Source organism: Arthrobacter sp. Y3223065 (assembly GCF_059090885.1).
Genome location: NZ_JBNHGC010000001.1, coordinates 788,512 through 807,821 on the forward strand (window position 1 = coordinate 788,512; position 19,310 = coordinate 807,821).

Sequence of the window (19,310 nt, forward strand, 5' to 3'; positions counted from 1 at the left end):
TCCCCCGCTGGTCCGTGCCGGGTTGTTTGGCCTGCGTGGCCGGGGGTGGTCAGCGCGGAAGCGCCGGTGCGGGCGGCGACGAAGCGGGCGGCGACGTCTGCCCAATTGACGGTACCGGCGCGGTGTCCGCGCCGGCCCCGTAGGCGGCGTGGTGCCTGGAGCGGTGCGGCTCCATGATCCCCGCCGGGAGGTGCGGCCCCGGGGCCGCATGAGCGAAATTGAGCCCGGGCAGTTCGTGCTTGCTCATGGTTCCCTCCGTCTTCCCCCGACCGCTGTTTGCGGCCGGGTCGGATGATCCAACCGGACGGGCTCGTCCGTCCGGCAGCTCCCGGGGCCGGTCTTCGTTGACCGGTACCGGGCGATGCCCGGCATGCCGCCGTGCCGTGCCTAGTCGTCCAGCATCTCCGGCGTCACGTTGGCTTCGGTCCCCGGGATGCGCAGCTCCAGCGCCCGCTTGTCTGCCATGGCCAGCAGGCGGCGGATCCGGCCGGCGATGGCGTCCTTGGTCATCGGCGGGTCCGCCAAACGTCCGAGCTCGTCCAGGGAGGCCTGCTTGTGTGCCACCCGGAGCTCACCGGCGTACCGCAGGTGCTCGGGCACTTCGTCGTCGAGGATCTCGAGGGCACGCTCCACGCGCGCACCCGCTGCCACGGCGGCCTGGGCCGAGCGCCGCAGGTTGGCGTCGTCGAAATTGGCCAACCGGTTGGCGGTGGCCCGCACTTCCTTGCGCATCCGGCGTTCTTCCCACACCATCAGGGCATCATGGGCGCCCATCCGGGTCAAGAGCGCCGCGATGCTGTCGCCGTCGCGGATGACGACCCGGTCCACGCCGCGGACTTCCCGGGCCTTGGCCGCGATGCCCAGCCGGCGCGCCGCGCCCACCAGCGCCAGCGCGGCTTCCGGGCCGGGGCAGGTGACTTCCAGGGCCGAAGAGCGGCCGGGTTCGGTCAGCGAACCGTGCGCCAGGAAGGCGCCGCGCCAGACCGCCTCGGCGTCGGCGGCCGAACCGTTCACGACCACGGACGGCAGGCCCCGAACCGGCCGGCCGCGGCCGTCCAGCAGTCCGGTCTGCCTGGCGAGGGACTCCCCGTCCTTGACCACGCGCACGACGTAGCGGTTCCCGCGGCGCAGGGCACCGCCGGAGACCACGATGATGTCGCCGCTGTGGCCGTACACTTCCGAGATTGCGGTGCGCAGCCGCCGGGCGGTCGCAGCCAGATCAACTTCGGCCTCAATGACTATGCGGCCGGAAATGATGTGAAGTCCACCGGCGAAGCGGAGCGTCGACGAGACCTCCGCCTTCCGGACCTGGGACTTCTTGATGTCAAGGCGAGCGAGCTCATCCTTGACTGCTGCGGTCAGCGCCATGCACCTTGTCCTTACCTAATCCTTGTGGCCTTCGAAAATGTCGTGGTAGGCACTCGCCAGTCTCAACGGATCGTGTACGGGGCGTCCGCCTGAACTCCCTACTCTACCGAAGACAACGCGTGCACCGAGCGCAGCCGCGGCATCCTCGAAACGCCCCTTGTCGTCAATCACGGTCGGATCGGCCAACACCACGTCGAAACGCATCCCGGGCGCACAGCGCCTCACGGCAGCCAGGTGGTCCGACGCCGTCATCCCGGACGTTTCCTTGGTGTCCACCGACAGGTTCATGGTCAGGCAGCGGCGCGCCGGGGTGTCGCAGAGCGCTTCGCGCATCTCCTTCAGCATCAGGTGCGGCAGCACCGAGGTATACCAGGAACCGGGCCCAAGGATCACCCAGTCGGCATACTCGACGGCGTTCAGCGCCTCGACGCAGGCCGGGGCGTCGTCCGGCAGCAGGCGCACGTCGTGGACGTGGCTGTTCCGGCCGGCCGCTGCCAGCCGGGACTGGCCGGAGATCAGCGCGGTCCGCAGCCGGCCGTCGTCGCCCTCCACCAGCACGTCGCCCTCGATGGTCAGCGGCACGGTGGCCATCGGCAGCACCTCCCCGCGGGCCCCCAGCAGCGCGCCGGCCCACTTCAGGCCGGCAACGGGGTCGCCGAGCAACTCCCACAGGGTGACGATCAGCAGGTTTCCGAGCGCGTGGTTGTCCAGCGACGGCTCGGCGCCCGGGGATGACTTGAAGCGATGCTGCATCACATCGCGCCAGGTCCGGCCCCAGTCGGTGTCATCGCACAGCGCCGCGAGGGCCATCCGCAGGTCCCCCGGCGGGAGCACGCCGAATTCCTCGCGCAGGCGGCCGGAGGATCCGCCGTCGTCGGCCACCGTGACGATGGCGGTCAGTTCCGTGGTGAGCAGCCGCAGCGCGCCCAGCGAGGCGGAGAGCCCGTGCCCGCCGCCCAGAGCCACCACGGAGGGAGGCGTGCCGTTCTTCCCGGTCCGGCTGCGGGAGGCACCCGGGGCGGGAACCAGCGGCATCGGTCCGGTCAGGATCGCCACTATTCGCGCCCCAGGTCCCGGTGCTGGACGGTGACCTTGACGCTCGGCAACTGGGCCAGCCGCTTCCCGATTTCCTCGGCGACCGCAACGGACCGGTGCTTCCCGCCGGTGCACCCGATGGCGATGGTGCCGTAGTGCTTGTTCTCGCGCCGGTAGCCCTCCAGCACGGGCTCCAGGGCGTCCACGTAGCGGTTGACGAACTCATCGGCGCCGGAGTCCACCAGCACGTAGTCGCGGACCTTCTCGTCCAGCCCGGTATGGGGGCGCAGCGCGGGGACCCAGTGCGGGTTGGGAATGAAGCGGGCGTCGGCGACGAAGTTGGCGTCCACCGGCAGCCCGTACTTGAAGCCGAAGCTGACGACGTTGATGCGCAGGACGATCGGTCCGGATTCGGTGAAGAGTTCGGTGATCGCGGTGGCCAGGGCGTGGACATTCATCTCGGTGGTATCCACCACCAGGTCGGCAGAGTCCTTGAGGCTGCTCAACAGTTCCCGTTCCGCGGTGATGCCGTCCGAAATGCGGCCATCGCCCTGCAGCGGGTGCGGCCGCCGGCCCTGTTCGAAACGGCGGACCAGGACGTCTCCGGAGGCGTCCAGGAAGAGCACCCGGTAGTGGATGCCGCTCGCCGCCAGGGCATGCAGCGCCTCGCGGATGTCGCGGAACAGGCTCTGGCTGCGAACGTCCACCACCACGGCAAGCTTGGGCAGCGACTGCGGCATCCGCGAAACCAGTTCGGCCAGCGTGCCCAGCATCTGCGGCGGCAGGTTGTCCACCACGTACCAGCCATGGTCTTCGAGGGCGTGCGCCGCCGTGGTCCGGCCGGCGCCGGACATGCCGGTGACCACCAGGAGCTCGGATTCCACCGGCTTTTCCGGCGTCAAGTCCTCGTCCACCGTCATCGTCATTCCATCCATCCCGACCCCCACTCCTCGATTCCAGCTCTAGCCTAACTAAGATTCGACGATTTCGCCGGTCGCCATATTCACCGCCGGGGCGGGCTCCTCCGCGGCACCGGCCGCCAGCTGTCGCTTCAACGAAGCCGCCAGCGCGGGGCCGATGCCCGGCACCTGCTGCAGCTCGTCGACGCTGGCCGCCTTGAGTTTCTTCGCCGAGCCGAAATGTTTCAGCAGCGCCTTGCGTTTCGCCGGCCCCAGGCCCTGGATGCCGTCCAGCACCGAAACCGTCATGGCCTTGCCGCGCTTCTGCCGGTGGTAGGCAATCGCGAACCGGTGGGCCTCGTCGCGGATGCGCTGCAGCAGGAACAGCCCCTCGGACGAGCGCGGCAGGATCACGGGGAAATCGTCGTCGGGCAGCCACACTTCTTCCAGCCGCTTGGCCAGGCCGACCACGAACACGTCGGTAATGCCCAGGTCCGCCAGTGCCCGGGAGGCGGCGGCCACCTGGGGCGGCCCGCCGTCCACCACCACCAGGTTGGGCGGGTAGGCGAACTTGGTCTTGGGCGCGGGAGTCAGCGTCGCTTCAAGCACGACGGCGGTGTCCCCGCCGCCGGCGGCAGCTTGCGGCTGCGCGGGGTGCCCGCCTCCGGACGCCCCCGCGGCGGCTCCTCCCGCCGGGCCGATGCCCGCGCCACCGCCGAGGGCTTCGCCTGCACCCGTTGCCGCCGGAACGGCCTGACGACCTTGTTCCGCCAGGTAGTTTCGGAACCGCCGGCTGATCACGTCGTACATCGCCGAGGTATCGTCGCGGGCGGCCTCGCCGGTGATCGCGAAGCGGCGGTAATCGGACTTCTTCGGCAGCCCGTCTTCCACCACCACCATGGAGGCCACCACGTTGGTTCCCTGCACGTGGGAGATGTCGTAGCACTCGATCCGCAGCAGCGCTACGGGCAAATCCAGGGCTTCCTGCAGCTGCTGGAGGCCCGCCGAGCGCGTGGTGATGTCGCCGGCGCGGCGGCTCTTGTGCAGGGCCAGCGCCTGCTCGGCGTTCTCCCTCACGGTGGACACCAGGGCGGCCTTGTCCCCGCGCTTCGGCACGTGGATCTGCACCTTGCTGCCCCGGAGTACGCTGAGCCAGGCCTGCAGCTCGGCGGCGTTCTCCGGTTCCTGCGGCAGCAAGACCTGGCGCGGGATCCGGTCCGGCCCGTCGGCGTCCCCGTAGACCTGTTGCAACAGGTGTTCGGCCAGGTCGGCGGTGCTTTGGTCCTCGACCTTTTCCACCACCCAGCCGCGCTGGCCGCGGATCCTGCCGCCGCGGACGTGGAAGACCTGGACGGCCGCCTCCAGTTCGTCCTGGGCCAGGGCAAACACGTCGGCGTCCGTGTCTTCGCTGAGCACCACGGCATTGCGTTCGAAGACCCGGCGCAGCGCGGCGATATCGTCCCGGTGCCGCGCCGCCGTTTCGTAGTCGAGTTCCGCCACCGCCGCGGCCATTTTCTTCTCCAGGGCCCGGATGAACCGGTCGGCTTCCCCGCCCATGAACGCGCAGAACTCGGCGGCCAGGGCCTTGTGGTCCTCGGGAGAGATCCGCCCCACGCACGGCGCCGAGCACTTGTCGATGTAGCCGAGCAGGCACGGCCGGCCGGTGCGCTGGGCGCGGTTGAAGACGCCGGTGCTGCAGGTACGGACCGGGAAAACCCGCAGCAGGGTGTCCACGGTCTCGCGGATCGCCTTTGCCGGGTAGTACGGGCCGAAGTACTTGACGCCCTTGCGCCGCTCGCCGCGCATCACCTGCACGCGTGGGAACTTCTCCCCCATGGTCACGGCAAGGTAGGGATAGGACTTGTCGTCCCTGAACATGATGTTGAAGCGCGGCGTGAACTCTTTGATCCACGTGTACTCGAGCTGGATGGCCTCCAGTTCGCTGCCCACGATCGTCCACTCCACCGAAGCCGCAGTATGCACCATCGCGTGGGTCTTGGGCGGCAGGTTCTTGGGGCTGGCGAAGTAACTGTTGAGCCGTGACCGCAGGTTTTTCGCCTTGCCGACATAGATGACGCGGCGGTGTTCGTCCCGAAAGCGGTAGACGCCGGGATTGGTCGGGATCTCCCCCGTCCGCGGACGGTAGGAAACAGGATTAGCCATGGCCGGTCTCTCCCTTCCTCGCCTGGGTCCTAATGCCGTCCGGCTGGTCAGGCCGACGGCGTTTTGTTATAGCTGTTCGAGCGTTCCTGGCCGGTCAGGTCGGCAATCGCGTCCATGATCTGGTCGGTGGCTGACCGGCGCGCCGGCAGCGAGTGCTCCGGCCCGGTCCGCTGGAAGTACAACGGCTTGCCGATCCGTACCGTGAAGTGGTTCGGCCGGATCATCATCCTCCCGGCGGGCTGAAGCTGTTCGGTGCCGATCAGCCCTACCGGCAGCACCGGCGCCCCGGTGGTGAGGGCCAGCCACCCCACGCCGGTGCGGCCCCGGTACAGCTTGCCGTCACGGGACCGTGTTCCTTCAGGATAGATCCCGAAAGCCTCGTTGCGTTCCAGTACGTCCAGAGCGCTCTGCAGCGCAGCCACGCTGGCCGCCTGTTCGCCCCGCTCCACCGGTATCGAGCCGACGCTGTGGAAGAACCACCGCATCGCGGCCCCCTTGGGGCCCCGGGTGGTGAAGTATTCGGCTTTGGCGAAGAAGGCAACTTTGCGCGGCATCATCGCCTGGATGATGACGCTGTCGAAGAAGGACAGGTGGTTCGGCGCCACAATCACCGGCCCGGCGGCGGGAAAGTTCCCAATGCCTTCAATCGTCGGCCGGCAGCTGAGCCGCAACCCGGCGCGGAACGAGGCGCGTGTCGCTTCGAACGTCCTCATGCGGCCGGTCCCCGGCGTCCGGACAGGACACCGTCCGGCTGCTCGGCTACCAGCCGCCCGATAGCGGCCTCAAGTTCTTCGGCGGAGTGCACGACGACGGCGGCGCCCGCGGCTTCCAGTTCCCCGGGGGCGGCGAATCCCCAGCCGACCCCAATGGCGGGGATGCCGAGCTGGAGCGCCGCGGCCGCGTCGTAGAGACGGTCGCCCACCATCAGCACCGGGCCGAACGCGTCGGTGACGCCGTCCAGCGCAGCCTGCAGGATCGGCACCTTGCCCAGTCCTGGTCCCGCTGCCGGTGCGGGATCGTCGCCCTCGGCCCCGTAAATTCCTGCAAAATACTGCTCCAGGCCCTTCAGCCGCAGCAGGTCCCGGGCCAGTCCGGTCGGCTTCTGGGTGGCGACAACGAGGATCGCGCCGGTGGAGAGGAGCCGCTCCAGCAGTCCGGTGATGCCCGGGTACACGCGGCTTGCCGCCATGCCGGACCGGCGGTAGCCGGCTCTGTACAACGCGATGACCTCGCCGAGCCGGTGCTCGGGGACGCCGGCGCGGCGCAGGGACTCGCCCAGCGGCGGCCCCACCAGGGACTCGAGTCCTTTCTGCGGCGGGACCGGCAGTCCGGCCGCCGCGAGGGCGCCGGCTATTCCGGTGGTGATAGCACCTGCGGGGTCAACCAGGGTTCCGTCGAGGTCGAAAAGTACCAGCGCAGGCAATTGAGTCACCCGGGCATTTTCCCACAGATCCGCGGATCCGCCGGAATCCATTCCTGCTGGGGAATATCTTATTCCATCCTGCAGGCTCACTTGTGGCCGAGTGCCTCCGCCAGGAAACGGCCGGTGTGGCTTCCCTCGGCCGCCGCTACCTGCTCCGGTGTACCGCTGGCGATGATCTGGCCGCCACCGGAACCGCCCTCGGGCCCCAGGTCCACAACCCAGTCGGCACTCTTGATCACGTCGAGGTTGTGCTCGATGGTGATCACCGTGTTGCCCTTGTCCACCAGCCCCTGCAGCACCTGCAGCAGCTTGCGGATGTCCTCAAAATGCAGGCCGGTGGTCGGCTCGTCCAGCACGTAGATGCTTCGCCCGTTCGAGCGGCGCTGCAGCTCGCTGGCGAGCTTGACGCGCTGGGCTTCCCCGCCGGACAACGTGGTGGCGGGCTGCCCGAGCCGGACGTAGCCGAGCCCGACGTCCACCAAGGTCCGCAAGTGGCGGGCGATCGGGGTGAACGCGGCGAAGAATTCCGCTGCTTCCTCGATCGGCATGTCCAGGACTTCGGCGATCGTCTTGCCCTTGTAATGGACTTCCAGCGTCTCGCGGTTGTACCGCGCACCGTGGCAGACCTCGCACGGAACGTAGACGTCCGGCAGGAAGTTCATTTCGATCTTCAGCGTGCCGTCACCGGAGCATGCCTCGCACCGCCCGCCCTTGACGTTGAACGAGAACCTGCCGGGCAGGTAGCCGCGGAGCTTCGCCTCGTTGGTCTCGGCGAACAGCTTGCGGATGTTGTCGAAGACACCGGTGTACGTGGCCGGATTGGACCGGGGCGTGCGGCCAATCGGGCTCTGGTCGACGTGGATGACCTTGTCCAGCTGGTCCACGCCTTCCACCCTGGTGTGCCGGCCCGCAACATGCTTGGCTCCGTTGAGCTTGTTGGCCAGCACCTTGTACAGAATGTCGTTGACCAGAGTCGATTTCCCGGAGCCGCTGACGCCGGTGACGGCGGTGAAGATGCCCAGCGGGAACGACGCGTCGATGCCCCGGAGATTGTTTTCGCGGGCGCCGACCACCTTCACTTGGCGCTTCTTGTCCATCTTCCGGCGCTTGGCCGGCAGCTCGATCCGGCGCCGGCCCGACAGGTAGTCACCGGTGATGGAACGCGTGTTGTCCAGCAGTTCCTGCAGCGAGCCGGAGTGGACCACTTCGCCGCCGTGCTCGCCGGCGCCCGGTCCGATGTCCACTATCCAGTCGGCCTCGGCAATGGTGTCCTCGTCGTGCTCCACCACAATCAGGGTGTTGCCGAGGTCGCGCAGCCGCGTGAGGGTCTCGATCAACCGCCGGTTATCCCGCTGGTGCAGGCCGATCGAGGGCTCGTCCAACACGTAGAGCACGCCGACAAGACCGGAGCCGATCTGCGTTGCCAGCCGGATGCGCTGGGCTTCTCCGCCGGACAACGTGCCGGCGGCGCGCTCAAGGTTCAGGTACTCCAGGCCGACGTCCAGGAGAAAGCGCAAGCGCGCCTGGATCTCGATGAGTACCTGGTGGGCGATCTGGGTTTCGCGGGCGGAGAGTTCCAGAGCGGCCAGGAACGAACTTGCCTCGCGCAGCGGCAGGGCAGACACTTCCGCGATGGACTTGCCGTTGATCAGCACGGACAGCGACGCGGGGTTCAGCCGCGCCCCGTTGCACTCCGGGCACGGCACCTCACGCATGTACTCCTTGTAACGGTCCCTCGCCCACTCGGACTCGGTTTCCTCATGCTTTCGGTGGATGTACTGGAACGCGCCTTCGAAACCGGTGCTGTATTTGCGCTCCCGGCCGAAGCGGTTGCGGTACTGCACCACGACCTTGAAGTCCTTGCCGTGCAGTACGGCTTCCCGGACCTTCTTCGGCAGGTTCTTCCACGGCTCGTCCATGGAGAACCCCAGTTCGTGGGAGAGCCCCTCGAGCAGCCGGGTCCAGTACTCCTGGGTGGCTTTGCCCAATGACCACGGGGCGATGGCGCCCTCAGAAAGGCTCCGGTCCGGATCCGGGACCACCAGGTCCACATCGACTTCGAGCTTGCTGCCGATACCGGTGCAGGCCGGACAGGCACCGAACGGATTGTTGAACGAGAACGAGCGCGGTTCGATCTCGTCGATGGCGAGCGGGTGTTCGTTCGGGCAGGCCAAGTGTTCCGAGAAGGCACGAGTACGGCCCGGCTCGTCCTCGGCAATATCCACGAAATCAGCCAGGACGCGGCCCTCCGCCAGCGCCAGGGCGGTCTCCACCGAATCGGTCAGACGCTGATGGATGCCTTCTTTGGCCACAAGCCGGTCCACCACCACCTCGATGGTGTGCTTGTACTGCTTCCCCAGCTTCGGCGGTTCGCTCAGCTGCACCAGCTTGCCGTCCACCTTGGCGCGGGAAAAGCCCTTGGTGCTCAGTTCCTTGAACAGGTCGACGAACTCGCCCTTGCGCCCGCGCACTACCGGAGCCAGGATCTGGAAGCGCGTCCCGTCGGGAAGCTCTTGCAGCTGGTCCACGATTTGCTGCGGGGTCTGCTTCTCCACGGGCTCACCGCACTGGGGGCAGAAGGGGCGGCCGACGCGGGCCCACAGGAGGCGCAGGTAGTCGTAGATCTCGGTGATTGTTCCCACGGTAGAGCGCGGGTTGCGACTGGTGGATTTCTGGTCGATCGACACCGCCGGCGACAAGCCTTCGATGAAGTCCACATCAGGCTTGTCCACCTGCCCCAGGAACATTCGCGCATAGGAGGAAAGCGATTCCACGTACCGGCGCTGGCCCTCGGCGAAGATCGTATCGAAAGCCAAAGACGACTTGCCGGAGCCGGACAGTCCCGTGAAGACGATCATGGCGTCGCGGGGCAGGTCCACGCTGACGTTCTGAAGATTATGCTCGCGGGCGCCTTTGACTACCAGGCGGGACATGTCCGCGGAGCGGGAAACGGGGGTGGCGGACTCGGAATCGGTCGCCGGGACGGACGTTTCGCTTGCTTTTAGCACGGTATCTACTCTAATCGAAAATTCGTTCGAACTTGTATTGCATCGGTCACGGCCGGAGGCCGCTGCGGACAGCGGCTGTCCGCAGGGCGCCGTCTATGAGGCACCGGCCGCCTGCCGCGTCGCCTACTTGATGCCGTGGCGCTCCAACGCGGCCCTGGCGGCGGCGAGTGCTTCCTTGCCGCCGATGCCTTGGCCGTGAACGGCGCGGGCGAACGCTTCGGCGGCATCGCCCAGTTGTTGGCGGGCCTTGCCTGCGCCGGCGCTCACCACGGTACCGGCCCGGCCGTGTGTTTCCACCCGGCCGGCAGTTTCGAGCTCCCGGTAGGCGCGTGCCACGGTATTCGGGACCACGCCCAAATGATCGGCCAGCCGCCTGACGGGCGGCAGCTTCGTGCCCACCGGCAGTTCGCCGGCGTCGGCTGCTTCGATGATCCGCAGCCTGAGCTGCTCGAAGAGCGGCACGGCGCTGTCGCGGTTCATCCGCCAGTCAAACTCGCTCGCTTCCATCGCCTGCGCCCGCTCCCCGTCGTGTCCGCAGCATCCGGCTGCCTGTCCACTGCTACAACCAGAATGACATCCTGAGCCGTCCGGGTCGACTGTCGGTAGGCTGGGAAGCATGTTGCTTCACGAAGATCCTGCAGTCACCGTCCGCGGCATTTCCGTTTCCGAGATGGACAACAATGTCTATCTGCTGACAGCCAAGGCTTCCGGCACCCAGGTGTTGATTGACGCTGCCGACGACTTTCCGGCCATTGAGCAACTGCTGCGCGACGGCGCCGGGGATGCGGACCAGCCGGCCAAGGTCGCCCTGATCGTGACCACGCACAGCCACTGGGACCATGTCCGGGCCTTGCCGGAGGCGGTAGCCGCCACAGGGGCCAAGACAGCGGCCGGCGCGGAGGATATTCCTGAGATCGAGGTGCGGACTGACGTTGCGCTCGAGCATCAGGACGTCGGCCGGTTCGACGGATTCTCGTTGGAAGCCATCAAGCTGCGCGGGCACACGCCGGGTTCCGTGGCGCTGCTTTACCGCGCACCCGATGGTCCCCCGCACCTGTTTACCGGAGATTCGCTGTTTCCGGGTGGGGTGGGCAATACGCAAAAGGATCCGGAGCGGTTTGCGTCGCTCTACAGCGACGTGGTCGAACGGGTGTTCAACTACCTGCCGGACGATACGGTGGTCCATCCGGGCCATGGCGCAGGTACGACGCTCGGGGCTGAACGGCCCCATCTGGACGAGTGGAAATCGCGCGGCTGGTAGGGCGCGTCAACCCCGACAGACGTGGACGTTGGGGGGAATCCCGCCTGCCGGGGCCCTCTAATTCTAGCGCCGCGGGCTGCTTTCGCTCCCCTGTCACGCGAGGAAGGACGGCAGGCTGCGTTCCGCCGCGGAGTACGTTGCCGCGTCCGGGATTTGTCCTGCCATAAAGCGGTCGACGAGCCGCGGATCTACGTACGATTTGCGGGCTATGGCGGGCGTATTGCCCAGCCTCTCCGAGACGGCGTGCATGGCCGCGACGACGGCCTTGCGCCGGCCGGTGAGATTCGGTCTGCCGTTGTAGCGGGCCAGTGCCACGGCGGCCGTTACCGTTCCCTGCCACGTCCGGAAGTCCTTGGCGCTGAACTCCTGCCCGCAGAGTTCGTGGATAAACTCGTTCAACTCCGACGCGGACAGCCCGGACCAGTGTCCGGTGCCGTTGCGGTACCCGATGGCCGGATCGTCGGCCTTCAGGCCCCGCACCGTCGCCAGCTGGACGGTGATATCCGGATCTTTCAGTTCCACGTCCCACTGCAGCCCGCTCTTCCCGGGAAAATGCAGCCGGACGGTGTCCTCGCGCACCCGCACGTGGCGAGCCAACAGCGTAGTAACCCCGTAGGAACCGTTGTCTTCGGCGTAGACTTCGGAGCCGATCCGCAATGACGCGCTGTCAAGCAAGCGGAAGGCAACGGCACAGGCCACCTGCCGGGTTTGTTCTCCGGACCTCAGCAGCCGCGTCACCTTGCGGCGCGCGGTGGTCAGGGTGGATCCGAACGCCAGGGAGCGGTCGAACTTTTCCCGATCCCTCAGTTCCCGCCAACGGGGATGGTAGATGTATTGCCGCCGTCCGGCGTCGTCCGTTCCCGCTGCTTGGATATGCCCATTGGGCGCCGGGCAGATCCACACATCCGACCATGCCGGCGGGACCGCCAACGCCTTGATCCTTCGGAGCTCGTCACCGGCAGGCTTCGACCCGTCCGGGTTGCGGTAGGAGAACCCCGACCCGTGACGCCGGCGGGTGATACCGGGCGCACGGACGTTGCTGCGCCTTAGCCTCAGATGGGCACCTCCATCTTGAACCCGCAGCTGCAGCGAAGGATTTCAACGTCCACCCGCACGGTCGGGAGCGGGCCGGTTTCCGGGGAGCCGACGTCCACGGGATCAACGATCGAGTGGTCGATGCGTTCCACCGGCTGCATCGGCTCCCCGCAGTGCATGTAGCCCTCGGCCCCGAAATCGATTCCGACGCTCTCGGATTCCGTGGCGGGCACCTTGAATGTTTCGTGCCCGTAATAAGCGTCGCAGCGGCTGCACCAGTAGCTGACGTCCCATCGCGGCAGTGCGGGGGCTCCGGCCTGCGGCGGCAGCAGCGTTACGGCATCGAACACCAGGTACTCGTCGGTGCTGCAGGCGGAGCACCACGGATCGGGCAACTCGCTTCCCGGATCCCGGTCCTTGTCCTGGCCGGCATGGGCACTTGAACTGTCATTGGCAATCACGATTGTCTGCCCTTCCAATCTGCATCCCACTATTGATAAGCATACTGTTTGTCACCCATCATACGGGGGTGGGAAGAGCAGCATAAGCGCCGAGGCGCAGACCCGGGAAGGGTGAAGGCCCACCCGCGGTGCGGACCGCCTGAATCCGCCGGCGGGCAAATGCTTGCGGCCCAGAGCCTAGCTGGTGCCGTCGTACAGCGAGTCCGGCGGTTCGCCCCCCGGCTTGCCATACAAACCGCGGACCCGCCGCCTGCTCGCCTGCAGCGCATCCCGGCTGTCCCGCCGGTCGAGCTCGACACGCAGCTCCTCCAGGCGGAACTCGGTCTCGGGATCGGCCGCGCCGAACTGGATACTCTCCCGCTCGAGCTGGCGCATGGCCCTGCCGTACAGCGCCAGCAACTCGGGGTCACCAAGGGGAGCCAGATCCACCGGAAATTCGTCAGCGGGTGACAGATGGCGGTGCCGCATCAGTTCCGCCCCAAACCAACGAAGCACCCTGCGTCCCGACCGGCATCGAACCTGTCCATGCGCAGCCTCCAGATAGCCCGAGAGCCGTTTCGGCTCCAACTGCTGCGAGCTTACAAGTGCTTCCCCACTCCGGCAACGAATCACCAAAATATCGCTCCGGCTCGGTTAATTTTACGCCTGGGTCTTGACAGGCTGCAGCCCGGGATGCGCTCGGCACCCCGGGCCTCCGTCCACCGGCGGGCAGGCGGATTATTCGTCGTAGCGTTCTTCCCGGATCGTTCCGAACGGGACCTCCTCGGTCGCCATGGCTTGCACTTCGTTGGGGAGGAACCGCACCAGCACACCGCGCTCGCCGTCCGCGGCCGATTGCTTCAGCACCGGCAGGATGGCGTCGGCCTGGGTTGGCTCACATCCTGCCAGGTACTTGGCATACGCCTCCGGCAACTGCTCCGACATGATGGCCACCCGGATCAGTACGAGATGAACTCGACCAGTTCACCCACGCGGTCTTCCGGGTAGTTGCGGGCGACATCGGCCTGGCTGACAATTCCGACCAGGTCGTGTCCGTCGATGACCGGCAGCCGGCGCACCTGATGGTCCTGCATGGTTCTGATGGCCTCTTCGATACTGTCATCGGCGCCGATGGTCACCGGCTTGCCCTGGCCCAGCTCACCCGCTTTGATCGAGCGCGGATCCCGTCCGTCGGCCAGGCACTTCACCACAATGTCCCGGTCCGTGACCATGCCTTTGAGCCTGTTGTCCTCACCGCAGATGGGCAACGACCCGACGTCGAGGTCCCGCATTTTTTGGGCCGCCAGCTCCAGCGTCTCGTTCTCTCCGATGCATTCAACACCACCGGTCATGATTTCCCTTGCGGTAGTCACGGATATCAGTCCCTTCAGGTAGTTCGAGCCGCTTCGCGCACCGTCCAGCCAGAGGGACGAGCACGCCAAGCTGATTTATAAGGTTACTTACAGTTACCACAGGCTGCGTGGGAATTGAAGGGCGGCCGAGCCTCCCCCGGCGCGGGCCCGAAATTCCTGTCCCATCCCCTCGATTGCCGGTCGGAGCCATGCCTTGGAAGTTCCGCCCCCGAAACACGCCATCATCGGGAACCTGCGTAGTCGCAGCACACCGCTTTAACCGGCAGATCCCCCGTGAACCAGTGGCCCACGGGGGATCTGCGACAAAAGAACCGGCTTAGCGCCTGCCGCCGCCTTCGGTGTCGTCGGCAACGCGGTCGGCGTCCTCGTTCAGGTGGGCCTTGGCATCGGCGATCTTGTCCTTGGCCCCGCCCTCGACCTGCTGGCCCTTGCCCTTCAGCTGCTGGGACTTGTCATCCCTCGCCTCGCCGACGGCTTCGTTGACCTTGCCGGTCACCTTGTCCTTCGCAGCATCGAACTTGTCGCCCATACCCATATCAGCACCTCTTTCGGTTCAGGTTTTCCTACAGGTCCAGCCCCAGATTACCCCGCCGCGGCCCAAGTAGAAAGCTTGCTGACCTTAGGGGCGGTTCGCCGGCCGCGCGCACCTCTCGCTCCGGATCCTCACGGAGGAGGGCCGGCAACCGCTGGCTGTACGACCGATGCACGACAGCGTAGGGTGGCACCACGATCAGCAAACTGACCATGCCAGGCCGCCCCGGCCCCGCCTTCCATCGAGCGCAGCACCAAGGGTGCCGGCGGGGCCCTCGATGCGGCCGCAAGAAGGGAGCCAGACATGACGTCGGATCAGTACACCTTCCAGAATCCCGTTGACCGTTTTCCCAGCATCTCGCCGCCCAAGCAGAGCCAACCGGAGCCCGGGCTGGACAAAGACCTGGAGCCGCAGACGGACCGCGGCGAACAGTCGTACCGCGGCACCGGCAGGCTGACCGGCCGCAAGGCACTGATCACCGGGGCCGACTCCGGCATCGGCGCCGCCGTGGCCGTCGGCTTTGCCCGGGAAGGAGCAGACGTCGCCCTGTCCTACCTGCCCGCCGAGGAGTCCGACGCACAGCACATCGCTGCGGTGGTCGAGAAGGAAGGGCGCAAGGCTGTACTGCTGCCGGGTGACATTTCAGACGCCGCCGCTTCCCGCGAACTCGTCGCCCAGGCCGTCGAACAGCTGGGCGGGCTGGACGTCCTGGTCAACAACGCAGGGCGCCAGATCGCCGTCGAGAAGATCGAAGACATCAGCGACGAACAGTTCGAGGACACGTTCCGCACGAATGTTTTTGCCATGTTTTGGATCACCAAGGCCGCGGTGCCACACATGCCGCCGGGCTCGACGATCATTAACACCACGTCCGTCCAGGCCTACAACCCCTCGCCGGTCCTGCTCGACTATGCCTCCACCAAGGCCGCCATCAACAACTTCACCAAGGGCCTCGCCCAGCAGCTGGCCAGCCGCGGCATCCGCGTCAACGCGGTGGCCCCCGGCCCGTTCTGGACCCCGTTGCAGGTCAGCGCCGGCCAGCCGAAGGACAAACTGCCGGAGTTCGGCAAGAATGTGCCGCTGGGCCGCGCGGGGCAGCCTACCGAACTGGCCCCGGCCTACGTCTTCCTGGCCTCTCCGGAGTCGAGCTACGTTTCCGGCGAGACGCTGAACGTCAACGGCGGGACTCCCACGCCCTGAGGCCGGGTCCGTCCACCGTCCGCCACCGGAGGACGGGTTCAGCCGAGCTTGCGCCCCACCGCGAAAATCCGCCGGAATCCGAACAGGGTCCCGTGTTCGCCGGCCGGGTAGGCGTCGCGCAGCAGCGTGGCGTACTCGGCTTCGAACTTGGCCGCTTCTGCCGCCGGGAGGGCGGCCAGGACGGGGCGCAGGCCGGTTCCCCTGACCCATTCCAGCACCGGGTCCGCGCCGTGGAGCAATTGCTGGTAGGTCGTTTCCCAGACGTCGGCTTCACAGCCTTCGTCCGAGAGCAGCTCGAAATAGTCCTGTGGCTCGGACACGGCGTCCTCGTGGCGGAGCACCCCGTCCAGCCGGCGCTGCCATCGCGGTGAGCCGGCGAGCGCCCGCATGAGCGCATGCGACGGAGCGGCAAAGTTCCCCGGAACCTGCACGGCGAGCCAGGCGCCGGGCTTCAGGGCGCGCAGCCAGGAACGCATGATGTCCTGGTGCCCGGGCACCCACTGCAGCGCGGCGTTGGACACCAGTACATCCAGGCCTGCCGGAGGCGTCCAGGTACGGAGATCCCCGGCGACGAACTTCAGCGTGGCCGATGTGTGCCGTTGCTGCGCCTGCCGGATCATCTCGGGTGAGCTGTCCACTCCGGTGACGCTGGCGCCGGGCCAGCGTTCGGCGAGCGCCGCCGTCAGGCCGCCGGGACCGCAGCCCAGATCCACCACCACGGCGGGATCGACGGCAGCGATCCGTCCGGTCAGGTCGAAGAACGGCCGGTCGCGGTAGTCGGCGAATTCCACATACTTGTGCGGGTCCCAGTGCATGGGCAGTACGTTACGCCACACCCCCGCCACGTCAGAGGATTATGGGTGCCCGCATGGCGCGGGGACGCCACCGCCTAAGCTGGGAAGAACATGAATCTCCTCCAGCTCCTGCCGGACACCGGCACTGCCTCAAATCCCGACGACGTCTACACCCGGTTCATCGAGTGGGTCGAATCCCGTGGGATGTCGCTCTACCCCGCCCAGGACGAAGCCGTCATGGAGCTGGCCACCGGCAACAACGTCATCTTGGCCACCCCCACCGGGTCGGGGAAGTCGATGGTCGCGATCGCCGCCCATTTCCACGCCATGTCCACCGGGTCCGTCAGCTATTACACGGCACCCATCAAGGCGCTCGTGTCGGAAAAGTTCTTCGCCCTGTGCGACATCTTCGGACCGGAGAACGTCGGCATGGTCACCGGCGACTCGGCGGTCAACCAGGATGCGCCGATCATCTGCTGCACCGCCGAGATCCTGGCCAACATCGCGCTGCGCGAAGGCTCCGCCGCGGACCTCGGCACGGTGGTCATGGACGAGTTCCACTACTACTCCGATCCGCAGCGCGGTTGGGCCTGGCAGGTGCCGCTGCTGGAACTGCCGCAGGCGCAGTTCCTGCTGATGTCCGCGACGCTGGGCGACGTGACCCGGTTCGAGAAGGAGCTCACCGACCTCACGGACAGGACGACGGTCACCGTGAGCTCGGCGGAGCGTCCCATCCCGCTGCATTACTACTATGTGCAGACCAGCGTGCAGGAGTCGCTGGAGGAACTGCTCTCCACCAGGCAGGTTCCCGTCTATGTGGTGCACTTCAGCCAGTTGGAAGCCATTGAGCGCGCCCAGAATCTCATGAGCATCAACGTCTGCACCCGGGAGGAGAAGGACCGCATTGCCGAACTGATCTCGGGTTTCCGGTTCGCGGCAGGCTTCGGCAAGACCCTCAACCGTCTGGTCCGGCACGGCATAGGTGTCCACCACGCGGGCATGCTGCCCAAGTACCGCCGGCTGGTGGAGCAGTTGGCCCAGGCCGGGCTGCTGAAGGTCATCTGCGGCACGGACACGCTGGGTGTGGGCATCAACGTGCCCATCCGCACCGTGCTGCTGACCGCCTTGAGCAAGTACGACGGCGTGCGCACCCGGCTGCTCAATGCGCGCGAGTTCCATCAGATCGCCGGCCGCGCGGGGCGGGCCGGGTACGACACGGCGGGCACCGTCGTCGTGCAGGCCCCGGAACACGTGGTGGAGAACACGAAGGCGATGGCCAAGGCGGTGGCCAAGTTCGGCGACGACCAGAAAAAACTTCGCCAAGTGGCGAAAAAGAAGCCGCCGACGGGTTTCGTGAGCTGGGGTGAACCGACCTTCCACAAGCTGGTGGAGAGCGACCCCGAACCCCTGACGTCCAGCTTCACCATCAGCCACGCGATGCTGCTGAACATCCTGGAGCGCCCGGGGGACCCGTTCGCCGCCGCCAAGCGGCTGCTGACACGCAACCACGAAACACGCGCCTCGCAGCTGAAGCTGATCAAGAAGGCACTGGGCATTTACCGGGAGCTGGTGGTCTCCGGCCTGGTGGAACGCATGGACGCACCGGATGAGAACGGGCACCTCGTCCGGCTGAAGGTGGACCTGCAGCCGAATTTCGCGCTGAACCAGCCCCTTTCCCCGTTCGCCGTGGCCAGTCTGGACCTGCTGGATCCCGAGGACGGCGGCTACGCACTGGACGTGGTCTCAATCATCGAGGCCACGCTGGAGAAGCCCCGCCAGATCCTGTCCGCGCAGGAGAAGAAGGCCCGCGGCGAAGCGGTGGCCGCGATGAAGGCCGACGGCATCGAATACGACCAGCGGATGGCGCTGCTGGACGAGGTGACCTACCCGCAGCCGCTGGCCGAGCTGCTCGAGGCCGCCTTCGAGACCTACCGGCACGGTGCGCCCTGGCTGGGCGACTTTGAACTTGCCCCGAAGTCGGTAATCCGTGACATGTACGAACGGGCGATGAATTTCGGCGAATTCGTGCAGTTCTACGGGCTGGCCCGCAGCGAGGGCATAGTGCTCCGCTATCTGACCGACGGCTACAAGGCGCTGCGGCAGACCGTGCCGGCCGAGGCCCTGCGCGAGGACCTGGCCGACATCATCGCCTGGCTGGGTGAGCTGGTGCGGCAGGTCGACTCGAGCCTGCTGGACGAATGGGAAGAACTCGCCGCGGGCAAGGGCGCGGCGGATCTGGCGGCCGATCACGCCGCCGAGTCGGTGTTCACGCAGGAGCCGCCCAAGCTGACGGACAACATTCGGGCCTTCCGCGTCATGGTGCGCAACGAGCTGTTCCGCCGGGTCGAGTTGTTCGCCGACGAGCAGGAAGAGGACCTGGGTGCACTGGACGCCGATGCGGGCTGGGACGCCGACCGCTGGGCGGACGCCATGGACGCCTACTTTGAGGAGTACGACGACATCGGCATCGGGCCCGATGCGCGCGGACCGGCGCTGCTGATCATCGAGGAGCAGCCGGCGGTCTGGAAGGTGCGGCAGATCTTCGATGACCCGGCCGGAAACCGGGACTGGGGCATCAGCGCCGAAGTGGACCTCGCCGCCAGCAATGAGACGGGAGCTGCCGCGGTCCGGGTTCTCGACGTCGGACCGGCCGGCCGCTCGGCCTGATCGCGGAGCTGCCGGGCTCGGGCCCGCTTGCAGGCGGTTGGCAGCGTCCCTAGGGTAATAAGCACACTTACCTTCCGCGGGGCGCAGGGTGTGCTCCCCCGGCGACGCGACA

19 protein-coding genes are annotated in these 19,310 nt (G+C 66.9%); 3 read left to right on the forward strand and 16 right to left on the reverse strand.

Translation table 11 applies throughout. The annotated features are described in order from the left end of the window. Positions 1-49: 49 nt before the first annotated feature. From AC5RUK_RS03620 to AC5RUK_RS03660, 9 genes are all read right to left on the reverse strand, one after another. Positions 50-247 carry a hypothetical protein gene (locus tag AC5RUK_RS03620; RefSeq protein ID WP_494151400.1) on the reverse strand — a complete coding sequence of 66 codons (198 nt, stop codon included), beginning with the start codon at positions 245-247 and terminating at the stop codon, positions 50-52. A gap of 140 nt (positions 248-387) precedes the next feature. Continuing rightward, positions 388-1,368, reverse strand: coding sequence for a DNA-binding protein WhiA (gene whiA, locus AC5RUK_RS03625; RefSeq protein WP_493987300.1), 981 nt, complete (start codon positions 1,366-1,368; stop codon positions 388-390). A gap of 15 nt (positions 1,369-1,383) precedes the next feature. Further along, the gene (locus AC5RUK_RS03630; RefSeq protein ID WP_493987301.1) at positions 1,384-2,424 is read right to left on the reverse strand and encodes a gluconeogenesis factor YvcK family protein; all 1,041 of its coding nucleotides are present in this window, start codon (positions 2,422-2,424) and stop codon (positions 1,384-1,386) included. After that, on the reverse strand, positions 2,424-3,338 hold the full coding sequence (rapZ, locus tag AC5RUK_RS03635) for an RNase adapter RapZ (RefSeq protein ID WP_493978538.1): 915 nt from the start codon (positions 3,336-3,338) through the stop codon (positions 2,424-2,426). Before rapZ ends, AC5RUK_RS03630 begins: the two co-directional genes overlap by 1 nt. Positions 3,339-3,374: 36 nt before the next feature. After that, positions 3,375-5,465: an excinuclease ABC subunit UvrC gene (gene uvrC, locus AC5RUK_RS03640; RefSeq protein WP_494151401.1), complete on the reverse strand. Its 2,091-nt coding sequence runs from the start codon at positions 5,463-5,465 to the stop codon at positions 3,375-3,377. Positions 5,466-5,512: 47 nt separating this feature from the next. Then, entirely contained in the window at positions 5,513-6,178 is a 666-nt protein-coding gene (locus AC5RUK_RS03645) for a lysophospholipid acyltransferase family protein (protein WP_493987303.1), read from the reverse strand. Further along, positions 6,175-6,897: an HAD hydrolase-like protein gene (locus AC5RUK_RS03650; protein ID WP_494151402.1), complete on the reverse strand. Its 723-nt coding sequence runs from the start codon at positions 6,895-6,897 to the stop codon at positions 6,175-6,177. The genes AC5RUK_RS03645 and AC5RUK_RS03650 overlap by 4 nt, the downstream gene beginning before the upstream one ends. 77 nt (positions 6,898-6,974) lie before the next feature. Beyond that, on the reverse strand, positions 6,975-9,821 hold the full coding sequence (gene uvrA / locus AC5RUK_RS03655) for an excinuclease ABC subunit UvrA (RefSeq protein WP_494108858.1): 2,847 nt from the start codon (positions 9,819-9,821) through the stop codon (positions 6,975-6,977). 198 nt (positions 9,822-10,019) lie between these two features. After that, on the reverse strand, positions 10,020-10,403 hold the full coding sequence (locus tag AC5RUK_RS03660) for a GntR family transcriptional regulator (RefSeq protein WP_493987305.1): 384 nt from the start codon (positions 10,401-10,403) through the stop codon (positions 10,020-10,022). Positions 10,404-10,512: 109 nt separating this feature from the next. Between AC5RUK_RS03660 and AC5RUK_RS03665 the strand changes: the two genes are divergently transcribed. Beyond that, a complete protein-coding gene (locus AC5RUK_RS03665; protein WP_494151403.1) occupies positions 10,513-11,157 on the forward strand; it encodes an MBL fold metallo-hydrolase in 645 nt (214 codons plus the stop codon). Positions 11,158-11,250: 93 nt separating this feature from the next. Here the strand turns inward: AC5RUK_RS03665 and AC5RUK_RS03670 are convergent, their stop codons facing one another. From AC5RUK_RS03670 to AC5RUK_RS03695, 6 genes are all read right to left on the reverse strand, one after another. Further along, entirely contained in the window at positions 11,251-12,246 is a 996-nt protein-coding gene (locus AC5RUK_RS03670) for a DNA topoisomerase IB (protein ID WP_494151535.1), read from the reverse strand. Then, positions 12,210-12,671: a hypothetical protein gene (locus AC5RUK_RS03675; RefSeq protein WP_494151404.1), complete on the reverse strand. Its 462-nt coding sequence runs from the start codon at positions 12,669-12,671 to the stop codon at positions 12,210-12,212. Before AC5RUK_RS03675 ends, AC5RUK_RS03670 begins: the two co-directional genes overlap by 37 nt. A gap of 159 nt (positions 12,672-12,830) precedes the next feature. Then, positions 12,831-13,148, reverse strand: coding sequence for a hypothetical protein (locus AC5RUK_RS03680; RefSeq protein WP_493987308.1), 318 nt, complete (start codon positions 13,146-13,148; stop codon positions 12,831-12,833). Between the two features lie 222 nt (positions 13,149-13,370). Then, positions 13,371-13,586, reverse strand: a complete 216-nt coding sequence (locus AC5RUK_RS03685) for a hypothetical protein (protein ID WP_493987309.1) — start codon at positions 13,584-13,586, stop codon at positions 13,371-13,373. A gap of 5 nt (positions 13,587-13,591) precedes the next feature. Continuing rightward, positions 13,592-14,005: a CBS domain-containing protein gene (locus AC5RUK_RS03690; protein ID WP_493987310.1), complete on the reverse strand. Its 414-nt coding sequence runs from the start codon at positions 14,003-14,005 to the stop codon at positions 13,592-13,594. Between the two features lie 316 nt (positions 14,006-14,321). After that, the gene (locus AC5RUK_RS03695; RefSeq protein WP_493987311.1) at positions 14,322-14,540 is read right to left on the reverse strand and encodes a CsbD family protein; all 219 of its coding nucleotides are present in this window, start codon (positions 14,538-14,540) and stop codon (positions 14,322-14,324) included. 300 nt (positions 14,541-14,840) lie between these two features. Here AC5RUK_RS03695 and AC5RUK_RS03700 point away from each other — a divergent pair, with 300 nt between their 5' ends. Further along, on the forward strand, positions 14,841-15,737 hold the full coding sequence (locus AC5RUK_RS03700; protein WP_494151405.1) for a glucose 1-dehydrogenase: 897 nt from the start codon (positions 14,841-14,843) through the stop codon (positions 15,735-15,737). Between the two features lie 38 nt (positions 15,738-15,775). On the opposite strand, the gene AC5RUK_RS03705 is transcribed toward AC5RUK_RS03700, so the two are convergent. Next, on the reverse strand, positions 15,776-16,552 hold the full coding sequence (locus tag AC5RUK_RS03705; RefSeq protein WP_493987313.1) for a trans-aconitate 2-methyltransferase: 777 nt from the start codon (positions 16,550-16,552) through the stop codon (positions 15,776-15,778). Between the two features lie 90 nt (positions 16,553-16,642). Between AC5RUK_RS03705 and AC5RUK_RS03710 the strand changes: the two genes are divergently transcribed. Further along, positions 16,643-19,198: a DEAD/DEAH box helicase gene (locus AC5RUK_RS03710; protein ID WP_494151406.1), complete on the forward strand. Its 2,556-nt coding sequence runs from the start codon at positions 16,643-16,645 to the stop codon at positions 19,196-19,198. Positions 19,199-19,310: the final 112 nt, after the last annotated feature.

What these genes read in the sequence shown, in the direction of transcription:
- AC5RUK_RS03620 (WP_494151400.1), bottom strand. Translation starts at nt 247, where the DNA reads ATGAGCAAGCACGAACTGCCCGGGCTCAATTTCGCTCATGCGGCCCCG.
- whiA (WP_493987300.1), bottom strand. Translation starts at nt 1,368, where the DNA reads ATGGCGCTGACCGCAGCAGTCAAGGATGAGCTCGCTCGCCTTGACATC.
- rapZ (WP_493978538.1), bottom strand. Translation starts at nt 3,338, where the DNA reads ATGGATGGAATGACGATGACGGTGGACGAGGACTTGACGCCGGAAAAG.
- uvrC (WP_494151401.1), bottom strand. Translation starts at nt 5,465, where the DNA reads ATGGCTAATCCTGTTTCCTACCGTCCGCGGACGGGGGAGATCCCGACC.
- AC5RUK_RS03645 (WP_493987303.1), bottom strand. Translation starts at nt 6,178, where the DNA reads ATGAGGACGTTCGAAGCGACACGCGCCTCGTTCCGCGCCGGGTTGCGG.
- uvrA (WP_494108858.1), bottom strand. Translation starts at nt 9,821, where the DNA reads ATGTCCCGCCTGGTAGTCAAAGGCGCCCGCGAGCATAATCTTCAGAAC.
- AC5RUK_RS03660 (WP_493987305.1), bottom strand. Translation starts at nt 10,403, where the DNA reads ATGGAAGCGAGCGAGTTTGACTGGCGGATGAACCGCGACAGCGCCGTG.
- AC5RUK_RS03665 (WP_494151403.1), top strand. Translation starts at nt 10,513, where the DNA reads ATGTTGCTTCACGAAGATCCTGCAGTCACCGTCCGCGGCATTTCCGTT.
- AC5RUK_RS03695 (WP_493987311.1), bottom strand. Translation starts at nt 14,540, where the DNA reads ATGGGTATGGGCGACAAGTTCGATGCTGCGAAGGACAAGGTGACCGGC.
- AC5RUK_RS03700 (WP_494151405.1), top strand. Translation starts at nt 14,841, where the DNA reads ATGACGTCGGATCAGTACACCTTCCAGAATCCCGTTGACCGTTTTCCC.
- AC5RUK_RS03705 (WP_493987313.1), bottom strand. Translation starts at nt 16,552, where the DNA reads ATGCACTGGGACCCGCACAAGTATGTGGAATTCGCCGACTACCGCGAC.
- AC5RUK_RS03710 (WP_494151406.1), top strand. Translation starts at nt 16,643, where the DNA reads ATGAATCTCCTCCAGCTCCTGCCGGACACCGGCACTGCCTCAAATCCC.